This is a genomic window from Peribacillus sp. FSL P2-0133 (genome assembly GCF_037975445.1).
Classification (GTDB): domain Bacteria; phylum Bacillota; class Bacilli; order Bacillales; family DSM-1321; genus Peribacillus; species Peribacillus simplex_E.
Genome location: NZ_CP150254.1, coordinates 4,673,505 through 4,693,094 on the forward strand (window position 1 = coordinate 4,673,505; position 19,590 = coordinate 4,693,094).

Annotated in this window: 17 protein-coding genes; 4 read left to right on the forward strand and 13 right to left on the reverse strand. The window is 38.3% G+C overall.

The annotated features are described in order from the left end of the window. Positions 1-369 precede the first annotated feature (369 nt). The 4 genes from MKY17_RS22450 to MKY17_RS22465 all read right to left on the reverse strand — a co-directional run bounded on the left by MKY17_RS22450 (position 370) and on the right by MKY17_RS22465 (position 2,963). Positions 370-906 (reverse strand): hypothetical protein, encoded by a 537-nt coding sequence (locus tag MKY17_RS22450; RefSeq protein ID WP_339200757.1) that lies wholly within the window; start codon positions 904-906, stop codon positions 370-372. A 32-nt stretch (positions 907-938) separates the two neighbouring features. Beyond that, on the reverse strand, positions 939-1,301 hold the full coding sequence (locus MKY17_RS22455) for a hypothetical protein (protein WP_260399741.1): 363 nt from the start codon (positions 1,299-1,301) through the stop codon (positions 939-941). Beyond that, positions 1,285-1,980: a cell surface protein gene (locus MKY17_RS22460; protein WP_339200758.1), complete on the reverse strand. Its 696-nt coding sequence runs from the start codon at positions 1,978-1,980 to the stop codon at positions 1,285-1,287. The genes MKY17_RS22455 and MKY17_RS22460 overlap by 17 nt, the downstream gene beginning before the upstream one ends. Before the next feature lie 524 nt (positions 1,981-2,504). Further along, positions 2,505-2,963, reverse strand: coding sequence for an SRPBCC family protein (locus tag MKY17_RS22465; protein ID WP_144528297.1), 459 nt, complete (start codon positions 2,961-2,963; stop codon positions 2,505-2,507). Positions 2,964-3,173: 210 nt separating this feature from the next. Between MKY17_RS22465 and MKY17_RS22470 the strand changes: the two genes are divergently transcribed. Then, on the forward strand, positions 3,174-4,442 hold the full coding sequence (locus tag MKY17_RS22470) for an ATP-binding protein (RefSeq protein WP_339200760.1): 1,269 nt from the start codon (positions 3,174-3,176) through the stop codon (positions 4,440-4,442). A 53-nt stretch (positions 4,443-4,495) separates the two neighbouring features. Here MKY17_RS22470 and MKY17_RS22475 read toward each other — a convergent pair whose 3' ends face one another. The 4 genes from MKY17_RS22475 to helD form a co-directional block, all read right to left on the reverse strand. Then, positions 4,496-7,666 (reverse strand): ATP-binding cassette domain-containing protein, encoded by a 3,171-nt coding sequence (locus MKY17_RS22475; RefSeq protein ID WP_339200761.1) that lies wholly within the window; start codon positions 7,664-7,666, stop codon positions 4,496-4,498. Positions 7,667-7,938: 272 nt separating this feature from the next. Further along, positions 7,939-8,073, reverse strand: coding sequence for a small, acid-soluble spore protein L (gene sspL, locus MKY17_RS22480; RefSeq protein ID WP_098370136.1), 135 nt, complete (start codon positions 8,071-8,073; stop codon positions 7,939-7,941). Positions 8,074-8,198: 125 nt separating this feature from the next. Beyond that, positions 8,199-8,435, reverse strand: coding sequence for a hypothetical protein (locus tag MKY17_RS22485; protein ID WP_144528300.1), 237 nt, complete (start codon positions 8,433-8,435; stop codon positions 8,199-8,201). Between the two features lie 78 nt (positions 8,436-8,513). Continuing rightward, entirely contained in the window at positions 8,514-10,850 is a 2,337-nt protein-coding gene (gene helD / locus MKY17_RS22490) for an RNA polymerase recycling motor HelD (protein ID WP_339200763.1), read from the reverse strand. A gap of 404 nt (positions 10,851-11,254) precedes the next feature. Between helD and MKY17_RS22495 the strand changes: the two genes are divergently transcribed. Continuing rightward, entirely contained in the window at positions 11,255-11,512 is a 258-nt protein-coding gene (locus MKY17_RS22495) for a zinc ribbon domain-containing protein (protein ID WP_098370139.1), read from the forward strand. A 131-nt stretch (positions 11,513-11,643) separates the two neighbouring features. On the opposite strand, the gene MKY17_RS22500 is transcribed toward MKY17_RS22495, so the two are convergent. Both MKY17_RS22500 and MKY17_RS22505 read right to left on the reverse strand, forming a co-directional pair. Beyond that, positions 11,644-12,564 carry a response regulator gene (locus MKY17_RS22500; RefSeq protein WP_339200764.1) on the reverse strand — a complete coding sequence of 307 codons (921 nt, stop codon included), beginning with the start codon at positions 12,562-12,564 and terminating at the stop codon, positions 11,644-11,646. Beyond that, a complete protein-coding gene (locus MKY17_RS22505; RefSeq protein WP_144528304.1) occupies positions 12,561-13,832 on the reverse strand; it encodes a sensor histidine kinase in 1,272 nt (423 codons plus the stop codon). Before MKY17_RS22505 ends, MKY17_RS22500 begins: the two co-directional genes overlap by 4 nt. Before the next feature lie 196 nt (positions 13,833-14,028). Between MKY17_RS22505 and MKY17_RS22510 the strand changes: the two genes are divergently transcribed. Continuing rightward, entirely contained in the window at positions 14,029-15,300 is a 1,272-nt protein-coding gene (locus tag MKY17_RS22510; protein WP_339200766.1) for a cation:dicarboxylase symporter family transporter, read from the forward strand. A 475-nt stretch (positions 15,301-15,775) separates the two neighbouring features. Here the strand turns inward: MKY17_RS22510 and MKY17_RS22515 are convergent, their stop codons facing one another. Together MKY17_RS22515 and MKY17_RS22520 are read right to left on the reverse strand one after the other, a co-directional pair. Continuing rightward, positions 15,776-16,753: a D-glycerate dehydrogenase gene (locus tag MKY17_RS22515; RefSeq protein ID WP_339202440.1), complete on the reverse strand. Its 978-nt coding sequence runs from the start codon at positions 16,751-16,753 to the stop codon at positions 15,776-15,778. A gap of 95 nt (positions 16,754-16,848) precedes the next feature. Then, positions 16,849-18,162 carry an Nramp family divalent metal transporter gene (locus tag MKY17_RS22520; RefSeq protein WP_339200768.1) on the reverse strand — a complete coding sequence of 438 codons (1,314 nt, stop codon included), beginning with the start codon at positions 18,160-18,162 and terminating at the stop codon, positions 16,849-16,851. Between the two features lie 460 nt (positions 18,163-18,622). On the opposite strand from MKY17_RS22520, the gene MKY17_RS22525 reads away from it, so the two are divergent. Next, complete coding sequence (locus MKY17_RS22525; protein ID WP_339200769.1) at positions 18,623-18,934, forward strand: hypothetical protein; 312 nt, start codon at positions 18,623-18,625, stop codon at positions 18,932-18,934. A gap of 303 nt (positions 18,935-19,237) precedes the next feature. On the opposite strand, the gene MKY17_RS22530 is transcribed toward MKY17_RS22525, so the two are convergent. Next, entirely contained in the window at positions 19,238-19,507 is a 270-nt protein-coding gene (locus MKY17_RS22530) for an excalibur calcium-binding domain-containing protein (protein WP_098370146.1), read from the reverse strand. Positions 19,508-19,590: the final 83 nt, after the last annotated feature.

The following is a 19,590-nucleotide window of genomic DNA, read 5'->3' on the forward strand; positions in this document are numbered from 1 at the left end:
ATGGTGATGTTCACTAAGTCTCGGAGGCTAGTTTTTAACCGCACTGCTCACTACAGACGCATGATTCTCATCCATTGCTACATACAGCTCCACTGCTAACTACTTCAATGATTAATATTCAGCTTAGCCTATAGCATCTTTACATTTACTGGAACATTTCATCAGGTTATTGTATGTTTATATGAATGAAGACACTTACCTTAACTAGTTATGATTGGAATAGTACTTTCTTGGCATGAAGAGGGTGCTAAAGAAATTTCTGAATAAAAATGACATTGGATGTAGTTACTAGTGGAGACCGAACAAAAACACACCCATAAAAGTACCTGGGTGTGTTTAACTATTTAATATATAGAAATCTTTAATTACTTAACTTCCGCCAGAATCATTTCCAAGTATTTTATCTAATAATCCCATCTGACTAACTATTTCAATATCATTTTTAAAATTTTGTAAACTAGCTTTATATTCATCGTATTCTAAATCTTTGGAGTAGCCAATACATAAGTTTAATATACTGTTTAGTTTTTCAGCAGAACCACTAATAAAATAGGTCGTGAGTATTTTATTATTTGTGCTTGCAAGTACTACAATTGTTGCCATGTCCAGTGCATATTCTATGTCTGTATCTGAGATCTTTCTATTCTTTTTCTTAGGGCATCTAAATTCATAGCTATTAATAGAATGAATTTTTCCTGTGAGTAATTCTAGTATCGTTTTATTATAGATTAAATATACTCCTTTAATTAGCTTCATTTCTGGAGCATAAGGATCAGCCAGTATATATTTTATACGTTCATCTTCTTTAGGAATATCTATTCCGTCTAAATCATGCTCTAATATATAAGCTACTTCCTCAATTCTTTTAGGAGGGAATAAATTCGCGAAGCCGTATTTTTTTTCCATAGAATACTCCCTTTGTAAATTAATTTGATAAATTACCAGAGCTTACCTCCTCCGTAGAATGAGTGAGTACCATATTCATGAGGATGATAATGTGCAAATGTACGTTTTCCTTTACCAGCAGTATGTGCTGAATCAAATCTATATCGTCCAGTTGGTGAAGCACCTTTTGCTATACTGAGTGCATTTGATGAGCCAATACTCCAAGTATCTAATCCACTTTTTAATCTTGAAATTGCTTTCGATTTAGATCTACCTGGACCAACCCATAGCCCCTTAGAGTTTGAAGTTCTCATTGCTTCATAATGCACATACCTCTTATTTTTTGTGTTATCATTAGCTACCTTACCTGCTACCCATAATGCACCTGCTTTTAAATTTTTATTGCTCTTTATCAAATTCAGATTCTGAACGGTCTCTATCTGTAGATATTTCATTTTCATATGCATTTTCATACTCAGAAACTACATCTGTGGCTTCCTCGTTCAAAGAAGCTTCGCCTTTTTCCATTTTTTCGCTAGTCACATCTTGCTTAATACCTTCAACGTATTCATTCGAATTTGGACCTGATACTAATAAAGATCCATCCTCTTGTGCATAAGCTAAAAACACATATGATTTTCCTTCTTCCGGTAATGTATCATCTTCATACAAAACAACAGAAGAACCATCTTCATTTATCCCTCCAGCCTTTTGAATAGGTATGGAAGTATCTGTAACTAAATCACCCTTTATATTTTGTAGGACAGTAACTTTGTAATTTGTATACGGTGTTGAAACCTCTTTCGTACCGTCACTAGTTTCAATTGTTATAGGATCTTTGTATACAGTGTCAACATCTTCATAAACTCGGCCTATAAAAACGTAATCTGCATCACCTACAGTTTCTTTTGGATCATCCACATTTACAGCAAAAGTACCATCCATTTGAATTACCTTTAGATTTTTTTTATCCTCCGAACTTACAGTGCTTACATCTTTCTTGGAATTAGAACAAGCTGAAACTATCAAAGAAAGACTAAATATAAATAATAGTGAAGCAATTAACTGAACTTTTTTCTTACCCATTGTTTTCATTCCTCTTCTTCCTTTTAGTATTTCTTATAAGCAGCTGTATATGAAGCTTTATCATAATCGAATAATAACCAAAAATTCAGATTGAAATATCCCAAAATTGAATTCAGGATTTTCATATATGGAATATTTCCCTTCGTTTCTGTGATTCACCGAAAAAGGGTATAACAATTAGGAATTTTTAGGATTACTTTAGTAAGAGGGATAAAAAGTGGTGAACCCGTTACGCCTCTCATGTGATGCCTTTTTCCCACAAATAAAAAAATCCATCTTGAAAAAAGATGGATCATTTTCTATCTGTGTTGCTGTGTCGACTTAGTTTTCACGCAGAGTTGATTGGAGCGGGTGTGCGAGACTCCTGCGGGAAATACGCGTCCTAGGGAGACCCCACAGGCGCAAAAACGCCGAGGAGGCTCCCGGACCGCCCGCGGAAAGCGAGTGCCTGCAGTAGAATGAAACGATCAAAGCCCACCCTCCAACTTGGGCAAGTTGTATGCCCCCTAATACGGAAGATTGACTTAAATCATTCATGATCCACTTGTTTCTGCTTCAGCTACCCTTTTGACACGTTCTAAAAATTCAACTACCACTTTATCGGTAGCAAATATTAAAAGTAATTTCAAAAACCACTTTAACGGGCGACTGGTGACTGTATATGTAAAGGAAGTCTTATTGTCATTGATTTTATTTAGTTCATAAAAAGCTGTAATTTCAAACATTTTAGCAAGTATAAAGCCCACTTTTAGCTTTTTCTCATTAGTTTCATTCAAATATTCCAATGTTTCTATATCATACTCTTCTGTTCGTTTTCCTTCTCGATATTTTTGGCGATATACACTCCCAACCACTTCTTCGGTTATTTTAACGGGCTTCTGTTCAACTACTTGAGGCATGATTTTTTGCATATTTTCTACAGAACCATCAAGAAACTTCCAAACGTGTTCAATTGGTGCGTTTATTTCTATTTCTCTTGTCCATTTTTTCAATGATAATCACCTCTGTCTTCATTATATTTCCTTTATTATGTAAAACCAACTTTCCAACTGATAATTCGTTAAATAAGTTTCATTTTTCACCTAGATACAATAAATAACTCTTTTTTTGTCTTTTTGTAAATAAATTACTTTATTAAGATTCTCTTTTTTAGTGTTATTCTTGTATAATAAACGAAACGGTTACTTTTTCAGGAGAATCCTATGAATTTTATTTATATTAATCAAAACATATTAGATAACCTATTTTATATCTTAGTAAGTATTTTGATTTATTACATTTTATTAGATCATGGCAGAAGGTTAAGTCAGTATGGCAAGACCCTTATAACTGCATGCATGAGCATTCCTATTATATTATGTATGAAGTTTCCTATTTATATAGATGAATATTGTGTCCATGATCTCAGGCAAATTCCTTTTATAATAGGGACACTTTATGGTGGTTGGCCTGTAGGGGCTGCTCTGTTAGTCATCATATTAACTTTTAGGTTTGCTTTTTATGGTTTCAATTTACTTACGTTAATTGTTTATATCGTTATCTTTATTATAACGGCTCTTTTTTCTTCCAAATTCAAAAATTTCAATAGAAAAAATAAGCTGAATAGCTCCATACTATTAATTTTGTTTCTAGGAATACTAACCAGCTCTATTTCACTCGGTATGTCTGATTATTTTCGAATAACGGAGGCGTACGTATTTTACTTTATTATCCTCCCTCCTTTCATTATCGCTATAGCTGTATATATAATGGAAATTTTAAAAGATGCCATTTTAATTCGGACACAAATGATAAGGCTTGAAAAAATGGAGGTAGTCAGTCAGCTTGCAGCTAGTATTTCACATGAAGTTAGAAATCCTTTAACAGTTGTGAAAGGGTTTGTTCAACTGCTAAAGGCTCCTGATCTTACTCAAAAAGTAAAAGAACAATATATAGAGCATGTCGTTAGAGAGCTTAATAGTGCAGAATCCATTATTAGTGAATATTTAGCGTTTGCAAAACCTGCAATCGAAAAAGTGGATCCTATTTCAATTAACCGTGAAATAGGATATGTGCTTGAAATGATAAAACCATTGGCCAGCATGAATTTAGTTACTATATCTGAACAGTTGACTCCAGGTATTACCCGGGGGAATGTTCAACATTTCAAGCAATGCTTCCTGAACCTGATTAAAAATGGTATTGAGGCAATGCCAGACGGCGGGGAACTTAGTATTGTTTCCTATATAAATAATTTCGACATCATTATTGAAATAAGTGACAATGGAATAGGCATGAACAAAGAACAAATAAATCGTTTTGGCGAACCTTATTACAGTTCCAAGGAAAAAGGGACAGGGTTGGGATCAATGGTAGCTGTTAAGACCATCCAAACGATGAATGGCACACTTCATATAACTAGCCTTTTGAATAAGGGAACAACGATTTCAGTAACACTTCCCGTTTATCAAGAAGGTTATTCTGCAAAATAATAAAAAAAGTCCGCCATTATCGGCGGACTTTTTGCAATAGAATGCTGTATTATTTATTTTTTCTGTTCAAGGCATTGATAAACCGCCATCATATCTCGTTTGTTCAGCTCACGAATCCGGGCGAAAATCGGGATATCGGCAACGGCCTCGGTACGTTCACTTTCAGCCACAACATCGCTTACTTTCCCTGTCAGCCAGGTCTGTACGTCGATGTCTTCGACGATTGCTTTACGACCTTCATCATCGATGCCACTGGCATGACAACTCACACAAGGGATCGTTAATTTATATACACCGTCATGGATGTTATCTTCTGAAATGACTTTCTTGCCATTACAGAACGGGCATTTATGACTTGCTTTAATTTTATTGATTTGGGTAACGATTTTTTTGTAGCCAAATGCTTCATAAACATAGGTTAGTTTTTTGTATTTGCCATTGGTGAAATATTTATCAATAATGGTTTCTCTTGTTTCGTTAATATTGGCAAAGTCACAGATGGTGATCTGATTTTTGCTGCTGATTGCTTCGATATTGCCTTTAATGCTGTCCCAGAATGGTTGGGTATTTTGTAAAACCACTTCATAGCCGACAAAGCTTGCTAGTTCTAGTTCGAGCATTTTCAACGCTGCTTTTGTTTCCCTAGGAAGGAATGAGACATCATCAGTAAGTGCGATATCGCCGCCCACAATTGCTTTTAGTTTTTCCAGTTCTGGCAGCTTCCCGACAATTTTGATGACTTGATCAATCGGCTGTTGGATGATCTCGCGAATGTCCGTATCACCAAATGTCAGTTTTTTATGATGGTTCAGGACCGTTCCTTGACAGACTGGACAGGCGATCATCACTTTTGATGCTTTCATCTGCTCTTTAATGATCGATTTCGATATGAACATATAACGTCCAATGATGAAATTGAATCCTTCCCATGTTCTTGATGCCTTGCCTGCTTTATCGTAAAAGGACTTTTCCCAATACCCATATAAGAAGGTCTGCTTTTCGGCATCTGTCATCTCATTATAGCTTTTACTAATGTCGTGACCGAGTTCATTCTTGATCTCATCAAACAGGAATTGCAGCTTTGAATGTTGATAATATTTTAATACTTCCATCACGTCTGGATGTAATAAGCCATCCCAGAATGGCACGTTTTTATCTTGAATGACGACATCAATGTCAAATTTTTCAATGACCCGGCGGCCCGAACAGCTTGGACAATGATTTTCTGCAGAATAGAAATCAAAGCTTCTTGTATCTTTATTTGTCGGATGTGCAGCGACTAGATGGTTGATCATTCCACCCACTTCATAAAGAAAGGTATATTGACTGTACAAGTGCCGTTCAAGATCGATGGCGATCACAGGTGCAATCGTGTCGGAATCGTATTCACCATAAATCACACGAGCAATTGGTGATAAGCTTTTTAAAATGCCGCCCTTATAGACGTTCTCTGCCTTTTTGAAATAGTCCAGGTGGTTTTTCTGTAAATAATTGATGCCATTTTTCGACCGCAGTGTGGAAGAGATTTGCAATGGCTCCACTCGATCTCCACTATCTTTGTGACGATAATGCTCATCATGACTGACAACGTCGAGATGTTGGACAGGTGCAAGCTGTCTTTTACCAAAATCAACGATATAATCCGAGCTTTCCAGCATATAACCATTATGCTCAATCATGATGATGGAGACGGATTCATCCTCCAGGATGACCCTGACACTATCGATGAATTGGTTTAAAATGTTTTGCGATAACCCTTTTGAAGGCTCGTCGAAAATGAACAGCGTGTGTGGGTTTCTTGTCTTCGCGAACAGCTCGGAAACTAAGTGGACACATTGAAATTCACCCGTCGATAGTGTTTGTGTTTTTCTTTCTAACGTCAAATAACCAAGTCCAAGTTTGATCAATAAACTCAAGCGTTTATGGGCGATGTCTTCCTTTGGCAATTCTTCGATGATATCTTCAATCGAACGCAGAAAAATATCATCAATTTCATCACTGTATTTGGTGAGTTTCTTTTTAATATCAAGAAACGTCGCAACGGTTGATCGACTTGTAATCGATTTGTTTCGGTCCTGCCCGACCATGACCAGTTTATCCTTTGGATACCGCTTCTGAAAATCCTTGGAGATACATTCATTGACAAGTGTGGATTTACCGCATCCTGACTCACCCGTAAAGGTAACGAGCCTATTCTTGGGAATCCGGATTTCCTCCATTTGAATATTACGGCAGTAAAGATCCTGAAATTGGTAGTATTCCGTTGGCGTCGCTTCATTTCGTTCCCAGCTGATTGGTTTGGGACGCGGTGATTCCTCAACGATTTTCCCGCCATATTTCCCGCTGCCAGGTCCAAAGAACAATTGTTCATCTGTGCTATCTAACACCGTGTCTGAATGATCAATGAGCCAAATTTGATTTTTATAACCTAATTGTTCAATCTGTTCTAAAATTTTTAATAGGGTTTGATGATCAAGACCGACGGAGATTTCATCAATGATGATTACGGTATTTTCACTTGTTGCCATGAATTCGGCCAAATATAGCCGGGTTAATTCTCCCCCTGACACTGTCCCCATTATACGGTTCAAGCCTAAATAGCCAATATTCATATTGATTATATTTTGGAGAATATGCTGTTTAGCTTCACTAATATGTAATGTCTCTGCAAGTGAAAGGATTGTTTCAATGCTTAAGTTGTTGATATCGGAAATAGTATGCGGGCGATCTAATAATTCAATGGTATATTGCTCGACGTCTTGATTGTAGCGTTTCCCCTCACACTTAGGACACTCGACATTTTTCGTCGTACCGCGTCCTTTACAGCTGGGACACCAGCCTAAGGCATTATTAAAGGAAAAAACTTCTGGAGAAAGATTGAATTTTTCAGCAAGATAAACACGAATCTCTTTAAACACACCAGTATGTGTGCCAATGGTTGAACGGGGATTGGCTGAAATGGATGATTTGCCGAGAAAAAGGACCAGCGGCATTTCTTCCATCTTGATGGCACTGAAGTTGGTTTCCATAATATTAGGAAATAAATATTGATATTCAGACTTCGGCAATAAGGAAACGAGACGCTTCTTGGATTCTTCCCCAATGGTTTGACAAAAAGTCGTTTTCCCGGAACCGGATAAACCAGCAATTCCTAATGATTGATCATCTGGCAGTGCTGCATCTAAATGGTTTATATTGTTCGCTATTAATCGATTTATTTTCATTTGTAACTCCTCTCCATTTTATTAGCTCAGTCTTTCATATTAGCACAGCGACAAATGAATTTGGTGTTTTTTTAAAAGGCAGCTTCATCCTGCCATTCTTTCACATTTCACTGTTCCAAAAACCTATTAATCATCGACAAAAACCGTGGGCTTAGTGTTGGATATTTTTACAATTCCATGCAGTTTGAGCCTTCTTATAGATTATAAAAGCCCCTCTCGTCTAAGAGAAGGGCATTCTTTATGAAGTATGACCATATTTTTGCCCAATGCGCTTATTTTGTATTGGACTTTTTTGCCTTGTTTTCAAGATCACTTTTTGGCTCAGTGGAGAATTCGACATCTTTTCCATGTCCCTGCGGGTTAGCACTTGGTGCGATTCGGCCTCTTCCTGCTGTCTTTTTACTCATTTCCTTCACCTCCAAGTATATTATGTCCGAACTGTTGTAAATTAAAAACGAGGTGGTAACCAATAAAAAACCTGCATAGAACCAAAGTCTACACAGGTTTCAAAAAAGCTGTTTGTTGGAAGGTCCTACTTTAAAAGACGAGTGTAATTAAATGTGTCTTTGTTCTGAGGAATATTGCGATTTTTTTTCCCGGCAGGCTGTACTGCTCTTCCTGTATTTCCACTATAGCCTTCTTCCACGGGCCCTGGATAATGATAATGACCATCATTAACTGGTTCAATTGTTGATGCACCAGTCACATGACTTTCTCCCGTTTCCGCCTGATCAAGTCTTATGGATCTGTTTTCTTTCTCGTTAGTCAATTCATCTCCTCCTTTTCTAAAGATTCTTTATAGTATTTGATAAAAGAACAATAAAATTAAAGGAGAAAAAAGGAAGCGCTAATATGTCAGAAGTAAACGCTTCGTTGCATCGTTTTGCAAGAAAGGACTGGTTTCGCCAACCGTATATATGTGTAAGTCATGCATAGCCCTGGTACATGCGGTGTAGAACAATCTTCGCAGGCTCTCATCACCGTATGTTTGCACAGATGCATCATAAATGATGACAGCATCGAATTCGATGCCCTTGGCCAAATAAGCCGGAATGACAACAACACCCTGTTCATATTCATTTGTGCCTTTCTGTACGAGTTTAATTTCACCAATGATACTAAGGGCATCGTATGCAGCGGCACTTTCGGCAGCGGATTTACATATTATTGCGATGGTATTATATTTACGACTTTGTAAGTCTTTGACTTTAGAAACGATATTGTGGTGCAATTCATCACGGCTGGACACTTGAGTCAGTACAGGCTTCTCGCCTTCACGATCGAATGCCTTAATTCGATGGCCTTCAGGAACTAGTTCACGTGTAAATTCTATAATCTGCTTTGTGGATCTGTAACTTTGATCCAAGGTTATACTCTCGGTTTCACCTATTCCGTATAAACTGGTAAGAGTCTGGAAATCCACCCGTTCGCTGGCATGAGCAAAGATTGCCTGGTTAAAGTCACCGAGCACGGTCATCCTTGCAGATGGAAACAACCGTTTCAAAAACTCGAATTGAAATGGAGAATAATCCTGTGCTTCGTCTACAAGCACGTATTTTATAGAAGTATTCGTCTGAAATCCTACAATTAGCTCCTTCAGCAGCAAAAATGGAGTCGCGTCTTCGTAATGCAGTTTACCTTCGTCCAGCATTTTTTGCGTTGATAAACATATTTCCCTTTCGACAGGTGTTTCACCCTCATTCCACAGTTCACTCCGTATTTGTTCGTCAAAAAGTTGCTTGTATATTTGCTTAATATTGATAAAATGAAGTGCTTTTACCCGTTTGCGTAAAGTCTTCAATTTCTTGCGAACAATCATGCGCGTGAGCATTTTATGCTCTTTCTCATAATCGTCAAATGAATCTTCAGTAAGGCCGCGTTTTTTCTCTAGGTAGGTGTATACCTTTTGATAGTCTTCTTTGCTAAGGTACTCGATTTCCTCCTGGACCCAAGGTTTTTTCAACTCAGACTTTTCCGTTTCATCAAGCATCTCACATAACCACTCTTTCAACTTTTCAACCCTATTGTGAAAACGTAAGGTGGTGTCTGTGTTATAAAATCTTTCTGAGATTTGTTTGGCGGAGACGAGCGTTTTCCCCCGGAACTTTAACCCTCTAAAGATCACTCCAGATAGTTCTAGTGATTGTCTGTATGTTTTGATTATCTCAAAGAAGCGAATCGATGCCTTAAATTTGATACTCGCTGTCCTGGTGCTATAGGAAGGATCATCCGCTGCAGTCAACAAAAATTCTAATTGCTCATAAGGATCCTCAACTTGAAACGAGTCAGTCAGACGATGATCCAAGTATTCCTGGAATGTTACCTGCTGCATATTCTCTTCACCAAGTTCGGGCAACACATTGGATACGTAGTTATTAAACATTGAGTTAGGAGAGAATAAAATGATTTGGTCGGCTTTTAGCCATTCCCGATTCTTGTAAAGCAAGTAAGCGATCCGTTGGAGGGCAGCTGATGTCTTGCCGCTGCCAGCGGCACCTTGAACAATGAGCAGACGTCCGCGATCGTTCCGGATGATCCTATTTTGCTCCCGTTGAATGGTGGACACAATACTGTGCATATGCTTATCTGTTCCTTTGCCAAGCACCTGCTGCAGTATCTCATCTCCAATGGTGAGACTCGTATCGAACATTGATTCGATAACGCCTCCCTTGATGATATATTGCCACTTTTTCTCCAACATCCCAGAAATCATGCCTCCTGGAGTAGAGTATTGTACGGGGCCGGGAGGATAGTCATAATAAACACTCGAAATCGGAGCCCTCCAATCGTAGACAATGAAGTTTTCTCCTGTTGTATCAGTAAGAGTGGAGGTCCCGATATAAATATGTTCCGTATGTTCGGACCCTTCTTCAGTGATATCGATACGACCGAAATAAGGTACTTCCTGCATGCGGCGCAGTGTAGACAACCTCTTGAAGGAATATCTATGTGCGCCTTCGCGTTCTGACAAGGCTTGAGCCTGTTGCCTTAAGCCAATGATGGTCTCGAGGTAATCATCGAAAGTATCCATATTAACCTTGAGGTCATCCCAAAAGTGTTTACGGATATTAACAACTTCTTTTCTGCGCTGGGAAGTTTCTCCTTCAATTTTGCTGATTTGTTTCGTAATTGTTTCTATCACCCCGTCCAAACGTTCTTGCTCCTGCCGAATTTCATCGTTCATATCAGACACTCCTTCAAAAAATAAAAATAGGGGTTGACTAGAGGTGAGCTTTACCTTATACTTATAGTAAGGGATAAACTGTTATAGTATATTGATAAATGTGTTTCTATACTAATTTATCACATTTTCAGAACTATATCAATGTATATTGCACAACAGTTGCCATAATAAATCGTCATTTTAAACTCTAATTTAGCATATAAAGCCATAACCAGTTGAGCAAGTAGCTTGACTGGTTATTTTTATTTAGGCCTAAAGCTTCGCTAGTCCTGCCTTTCATAATAGCCGCAACACCACATCAACAGTTGATTCGTCGTTTCGATGATATGTGATTCATATTGTCTTGACTTAATTTTGTTTGTTAGATAATGTTTAGAATAAAACTTTTTGCAGGAGAATTTATAATGAAAAAATATAAAGCATGTCAGAGTTGTGGAATGCCACTATCTAAGGATGAATTAGGTGGAGGAACTGAAAAAGATGGTAGTAAAAGTACTAAATATTGCAGCCATTGTTATATAAATGGTGAATTCACTCAAAATATTACTGCGATAGAAATGCAAAAATTTGTTCAAAATCATATGATGGAAAATATGAAAATGCCCAAGTTTATTGCTAAGTTTTTTAGTAGAGGCATCCCGAAGTTAGAGCGATGGAAATAATCAACTATTAGAAAACGAAGAAACAAAAAGACAAATCCATATAAACGGATTTGTCTTTTTGTTTCTTCCATTGAAAAATATGAAAATGTTTTTGTGAATTTTCAATCTATTACACTTGTGTTTCTGGTTTATTATTTCATCATCTGTCTTGCTTCCATAAACAGCACTTGGATAAACTTTTTCATGTTATTACGGCTCTGGCTGCTTACTTTTTTGCTTTTGTCTTCTAGCTCCAGCATTTTTTTGCGGACTTCCGAGAAATCAAAAAATGTGGATGAATAGGCTTCGAATTTTGGATTCATATAATCCGTCAATCCTAATGAAGCGATATGGATGAGGGCCTGGTTAAGAGCGCGGCGGACACGCTGCTCAGAGGCTTTCATTTCTTTCTGGATTTCGGTCTCTTTCGCTTGATCTCCCAGCTTTTCAGCAGCAATCCCAGCAAAAATTTCCTTTAAATATGGAAACGTGTAGGCGGAGCCGAGTCTTTTCTTTTCACTTTGAAGGAATCCTAAAATGTTTAGTAAATCCTCGCTTCCCCCTTCGCCAATCATACCTAAATCGGAAATTAAGGAACGTCCGGCTTCCATAATATTTTTTGTATGGGAGGAGGACACTTTCGAAGACTTCGGGCGGCCCGTAAACACGTTCAACGATTTTTGAATGCCCTGGATCGATTGATCCACCAGTATTCGCTCGTTCACTTTGTTTAATATGCATGAAATTTCAACTTGGTTCAGCGGTTTTATAATGTAGTATTCCGCCCCTAATCTATACGCCTCTCCAATCAGTTCTTTCGATTCCACTTGCGAAATCATCACAAACCTTCCTTGAAATCCATCAGCAAGAGCCCTGATCGTTTCAATTCCGTCCCTAATTGGCATGAGCAAATCGATTAGGACAATGTCTGCCTTTTTAAAAGACAGTACGCCATTATTCACTAACGATCCGTCTTCTGCTTCTCCCACAACTTTGCCTAAATCCTCATCTTCAATCATCTCTGTCAGCATTCCTCGAATGGCAGGATCGTCATCTATAATGAAATAATTCATCTCGTTAACCCTTTCTCCATAATCGCATCAATCGGAAGTTCTACGATGAATACGGTTTCTTTATAGTTATCCATTAACCTGATTTGTCCTCCAAATCTTTCAACAGTTTGTTTCACATACGATAACCCGATTCCTGTCGAAGGGTTTCCAGCCTCATCGAATTTCTTTGTGTATCCTGCTGTAAAAATGACTTCCTTCTGCTTCGGTGCAATGCCGGGGCCATTGTCACTGATGCAAAACTCCGCGAATTGATCTTTTCTTTTCACATGCAGTGATACGTATCCCTCTTCTTTGATAGCTTCCACTGCATTGGCCAATAAATTATTTATTAATGATAATACCATATATACATGGTAGGGCGGATGGTCACCATCTATATGCAAGGAAAATGAAATATCTTTGCGAAGGGACTCAGCATATCGTCTATTGGACACGATCATGATGTTACCAAGCTCTTCGATATTCATGTATTCCTGCAGGTTTTCGGAAGACATGAGTTCCGACAGCCCCGCATAAATCCGCTGGTTATCTTTTTTGATTTCATGCACGAGACCAGCAATCTGCAACGCCGTTTGCGCATCACTTCCATTAGTCCCCTCTGATTTTAATCGACGGTAAAAGTCATAACAAGTGCGGGTGATTTCTTCCGCATTTTGCATCGTTTTCTTCAGTTGAACCGATTCTTCATACAAACTTGAAATGAAAAGCAACATTTGTTCCTTTTGCATGCGCTGCTCCGCTTCTGCGAATTTTGCTTCTCTCAGCTTTAATATATTAAAAAAGCCGAGAACGAAAAAGCTTCGAATAAAGGCGATTAAAACGAGTTGGTCAATGGCTAGCAAGGGTGTGTCCTGATTCGCCAAGAAGGAACGGATTGCCATTTCGGATACACTTGCAAAAAGCTCGATCAATACCCCTAAAAGCCCGATCATTAAAGGCTGATCGTGGCGTTCGTTCAATTTAGTCTTATGAAATGCGAACGCGTAGATGAAATAATAGAAAAAGGCGGGAAAATGAAGATACATCGCTTCCTCAACAGATATGTCCCGTATTCCGACAGCCAGTGAAAAACGAAAAACAAACACACTCATCCCCGTTAAAATGCCTGCAATAATCGGGTGGATCCCCCTCCCCCATAGCAAAAACAAGAAAAAGACGGGAGTTCCCAAACTGACTCTGAATGTACCATCGAATGGATAAAACTTGAATTCACCCGCAAGAGGCACCGCAATCATAATCAATAATAATATCCTTATACTCTTTTTCAACACGGTCCCTCCCCAGTCACTTTATAAAAACATAACACATGAAATGGTAAAAAAGAGAGAGGGGTTTTAACTGAAATTTTTATTTTTTCTATCACTTGTAAATATCAGTAGGTTTCAGTAGGTTCCGGTAGGATGATCTTAAACTTAAAATAATCTAAAAAATGAAAGCGTTAACAAAATGATAGGAGGAATTAAAATGAAAAAGTTTGGCTTAGCTACTCAAATTTTTATTGCACTTGTCCTAGGTATCGTTGTCGGTGCTTTATTCCATGGTAATGAAACAGCCATGGCCATTATGGTACCTATCGGCGATATTTTCATTCATTTAATTAAAATGATTGTCATCCCGATCGTCATGGCTGCATTAGTGGTCTCAATAGCGGGAGTCGGCGATATTAAAAAACTAGGAAAATTAGGCGGGAAGACCCTTCTGTATTTCGAGATTGTCACCACGATTGCCATTGTTATTGGATTACTGGCGGCAAACTTGTTCCATCCGGGGACTGGTTTAGATACAAGCAGTCTTGAAAAAAGTGATATTTCAAAATATGAAGAAACAACAAAGACGGCTGGAAGCAGTGGCTTTGGTGAAACAATTTCACATATTGTTCCTCAAAATGTATTTGAATCAATGGCTCAAGCGGATTTATTACCGATTATCTTCTTTTCTGTTTTATTCGGCTTAGGTGTGGCTGCGATAGGCGAAAAAGGAAAGCCTATTCTTGGATTCTTTGAAGGTGTGTTGGAAGTTATGTTTTGGGTGACGAATCTAGTCATGAAATTTGCCCCTTTTGGTGTGTTTGCACTCATTGGTGTAACTGTTGCCAAATTTGGTATCGAAACATTAATTCCTTTAGGGAACCTGGTAGTTGCTGTTTATGTGACGATGATATTCTTCGTGTTCGTCATTCTTGGAATTATAGCGAAAATGTCTGGGACAAGCATTTTTGTTATCCTGAAAGTGTTAAAGGATGAACTGATTTTGGCCTTTACAACAGCAAGTTCAGAGTCGGTATTACCAAGGCTTATGGACAAAATGGAGAGGTTTGGCTGCCCGAAATCCATTACTTCTTTTGTAATTCCAACAGGCTATACGTTTAATCTAGACGGCTCATCGATTTACCAAGCACTTGCTTCACTTTTCGTGGCACAAATGTATGGTATTGATCTATCCATTACACAACAGATTACTTTATTACTAGTATTGATGTTAACGTCAAAAGGAATGGCTGGCGTTCCGGGGGCGTCATTCGTTGTTGTTTTAACAACACTTGGTTCAATGGGACTGCCGTTGGAAGGTGTTGCGTTCATTGCCGGTATCGACCGAATTTTGGATATGGGAAGATCAGCGGTTAATGTCGTGGGGAACTCATTGGCGGCGATTGTCATGTCGAAGTGGGAAGGCGAATTTGACCAGGATAAAGCAAACCATTACGTTGATTCCAATAAACAATCAGACGTAGCATAAACTATATCCATATAAATCAGAAAGATTTCATAGGATCATACCCTCCTTTATAGAGAGGTTTCTAATTTTAAAACAAAGGTGGTTGGAACGGGCGTTCGAGACTCCTGTGGGAATAGTGCGTCCAAGGGAGACCCCGCGGAAAGCGAGTGCCTGGAGCGGAAATCTATAGTAACAAGTTTGTCTACAGCCTGAAGCCCTCCTTTATAGTGAGGGCTTCTAATTTTAAAACAAATCTGATTGGAACAGGTGTTCGAGACTCCTGCGGGAATAGTGCGTCCAAAGGAGACCCCGCGGAAAGCGAGTTCCTGGAGTGGAAATCTATAGTAACAAGTTCGTCTACAGCTTGAAGCCCTCCTTTATAGTGAGAGCTTGTTTGTTTTGCAGAAGATGTAAAAGTATTGAATAATCCGGAACTAAAAAATGGATAGCCCCAAATAAGGCTATCCATCTTAATTTATAAAAGCTGTTTAAGAAATCACTTCACCTTTACGCCAGCTTTAATCAAGGTAGGCGGAGTTTCTCCCTGTAATCCGGCTACAAGGTTGGTTGCTGCCAGCATCGCCATTTTCAGGCGGGTTTCATATGTTGCTGAACCGATATGAGGCAAAGTGACGACATTCTTCATGGAAAGCAATGGATTGTCTTCCTGGACGGGCTCTTGTACAAAGACATCCAGTCCTGCCGCGTGAATTTCACCGTTTTTAAGCGCAGTGATCAAGGCTTCTTCATCCACTGTTTTCCCTCTTGAACAATTGATGAAGATGGCAGTCTCTTTCATGAGCTTGAATTCTTTTTCCCCCATCATCTTTTCAGTTTGGGGAGTCAGCGGTGTCATCAAGCAGACAAAATCAGATTGCTTTAAGAGATCTTCCAGAGAACAGTATGTAGCTCCATACTTTTGTTCTGCTTCTTCGTTTCTAGATCTGTTGTGATATAGGATGTTCATATCGAACCCAAAACGGGCCCTTTTTGAAACGGCAGAGCCTATTCCGCCCATCCCGATAATCCCTAATACTTTATGATGGACGTCCAACCCAAATGATTTTTCTCCGATATTCGATGTCCATTGCCCTGACTTTACCATTTGATCCATCTCCGGCATTCTTCTCGCTGTGGACAGCATCAAGCCCATAATCGTATCTGCGACTGTTTCATTTAATACCTCGGGAGTGTTCGTGGCAAGGATTCCTCGATTGGATAACTCGGTTATATCCAAATTGTCGTAACCAACTGATGAGTTACAGACGATTTTTAATTGCGGTGCTTGGTCCAGTAAAGTTTTATCCACTTTTAATCCTGAACCTAATATACCTTGTGCGTTCTTCAGCCCTTGAAGAAATTCAGGGTAATTTTGTGAGTCAAGACCTTCAAAATAAACGACATCACAAGTCTCTCGAACATAATCCAACACTTCTTGATCCACTTTCTTATAGATGATTACTTTCGGTTTCATCATTGATACCCTCACTTCCAATAAAGTAGGACCCCACCGGGATCAAATGCAGACACATGTATTTTGAAATACCTCTATCTATAATCTACCATTATTTAAAAAAAGGTTGTAGCTAATTGAATGGCGGACCAAACTGCTAAAATGGAAGCTAAAGATAGAATGATATTTTCGAACCAATTGTTTTTATATTTTCCCATCAAACTTTTTTTATTTGATAGCACCAGCATCCCAATAGCGATAATAGGAAAACCGATGATGTTTATTGCATTTACGCCAATTGTCAATGCGATGAAACCAGGCATGCCGGGAATGGACCAAATGATTGGGGTAACCAATACAAAAATCATAACCCATTTATACATTGGATCTTTTTCATATTTGCCATTGTACTTTTCGCGACGATCCTTATTTATTACGTAAAAGGCATCTACTATCAATCTAGGAAAACCAGTTGACTTGCCTACTACACTCGCGAACAATACGCCAAATACACCAAGATAGAAAATGTACCAGCCAAATTGGCCTAACGACATTTGTAATGCCATTGCCAAGTCATCAATCGTTTCCACATGAATTCCATTCGGTTTTAAAATTTCTGCCCCGACAACCCAAATGGCCAAATTAATCACGATGCAAACCGCGATGGCAAACAGCAAATCATTTCTTTGAACCTTTACATGACTCGGTTTCGTCCAGCCCTTTTCCTTCATGAAATATGGATGAACAAAGTTCGAAATCGATCCTGCCACTGCACCGATAATTGAAATCGCTACCAATAATGCTCCATGAACGCCAGTATCACTTGGAATGCTAAAACCAACAGTTCCCTTAATGATTTGCCCCACATCCGGTGTTGCTTGAATGGCCAGGAACAAGAAGGCAATGGTCAATAATGCCAAAAGCACTTTCATTACACTTTCAATTCTATTATAAATATTTCTGCCAATAAGCATAAAAACTAATCCTACAACTACCATTGAAGCTAAGAATGGCTGATTAACATGGAATAGGGTCGATAAAACCTCTCCCGCTCCCTTAATCATATATGCATTAAAAAGATGACCCATTATTAATGCATAACCAAACATGAAGTAACCGAAGAATGGGTGAATACGTCCATATCCTTCAAGTATGGTTAACCCCTCTGTGTTACAGAGCTGGAACCTGGCAATAACATTAACGATAAGAAAACGAAGGATTAATGACAGAGCTAAAATCCACATTAAGCTATATCCATAATCTGCCCCGGCAACCGATGAAGTCACCAGATCTCCGGCTCCAAGCCACGTTAACACGGCAAGAATCCCCGGACCATAAGATGTTTTAAACTTCGTGATGAAATTTGTCTTTTTACTAACGACCTCCGGAACAATCACAGTAGATTCAGCAAGGTTTGATTGATTTTTCAAGTTATTCACTCCATTCCAACGAGTAATGTATTCGCTTTCATTTTTTCTAAAGCATTGATACTTTGATATCTCTAGACATACAGATATTGAAATTATGACAAGACTTTATGACATTTTCGAATGTCATAAAGTGTACGCTGCAGTATGTTGTCGTGCTTCATGTTGAAGTGAATCAGCTCGTAAAAAAAGCTCCCCTTCCATTTAATTGAATGTTTTGACTATTTACATTGAAATTGTAAGACAATTTAAAATGTAAGTCAATAATAATATTTATAAGTTTTTTTAATATCCTTTCATAAAAAAACCCTTTTGGCCCTTCGTACTTGATGACAATTCAAGAGAATTGGCGTTGTTGCGGATTAGAAAAGACAGGATTCGTTACTATATGGATAAGGGATTAGTACAGCGCGCGAATAGATTAATGCCATCAGCGGATAATATAAGCGAAGGAGTGAAATGTATGCCACAAGATAATAACAATGATCCATTTAATAATGCCGGGAACCTTGATAGAGACCCAACTAATAATCCTACTAATAATAATGACGACAACGATACAATTGACAGACCTGTAATGATTGATGATAGTTTGAACCCCGGATTTCAAAGAGAAGAACGTCCTAGGCCTAATGGTAATATCCCAACAATAGAGGGAGTTGCAAACATTAAAGAGCGTTTTCCTTCGGAACATGAGAGACTTATGAGCAGAATCAATCTTGGTGATGCACTTATAAATCGAGAAAATACACATACTGGACGGTTTGAAAGATAAAAAAGATGTCTTAAATTGGGTTAGTGGAAGATTAACCGCGAGAAAAAAGCTAAAGACCTGAATAGGCTTTAGCTTTTTATTAATTTTTCGAATAAAAGCATAAAAAAGACCGCTGGTACCAATACACCAAACGGTCATGCTATAGAAGGTTCCCCGGTAATTCGGAGACTACTCCACCATTTGCTACCAGGATCGAGGTGGGGCATTTTTATGGAGAATTGGATTATTTTTCTACAACCATTTATGTAAAGCAGCAATCTTAATAAAAAGAGACCTCTTTTAAAAGGTCTCTTAGAATAATCCTTATTTTTCACAAGCGATCAAATCTTTGTCACGATCGCTTTTTTTATTGGCATCATATAGCGCCTTTGAAACGTGAGGTTTGTATTTCGTTTTTCCTCCTTTATTTTTAACGGAAGATGTACGAGCTACGCCTCCTTTGTAGTCTTTATTCAATGCTGTACAGTTTTTATACGTCTTCACCTTTGTTTTGGCACCGGCAACATCATTCGCGCCAAACGAGAGACCTAAAACTAGTCCAAAAGATAGTAAAATAGCAAATAGTCGTTTCAAAATATGTACTTCCTTTCCTAAAAATTAACTTTTTACTAATCATAATGTATCATTCCATTTTTTACAATAACTATATTTCCATA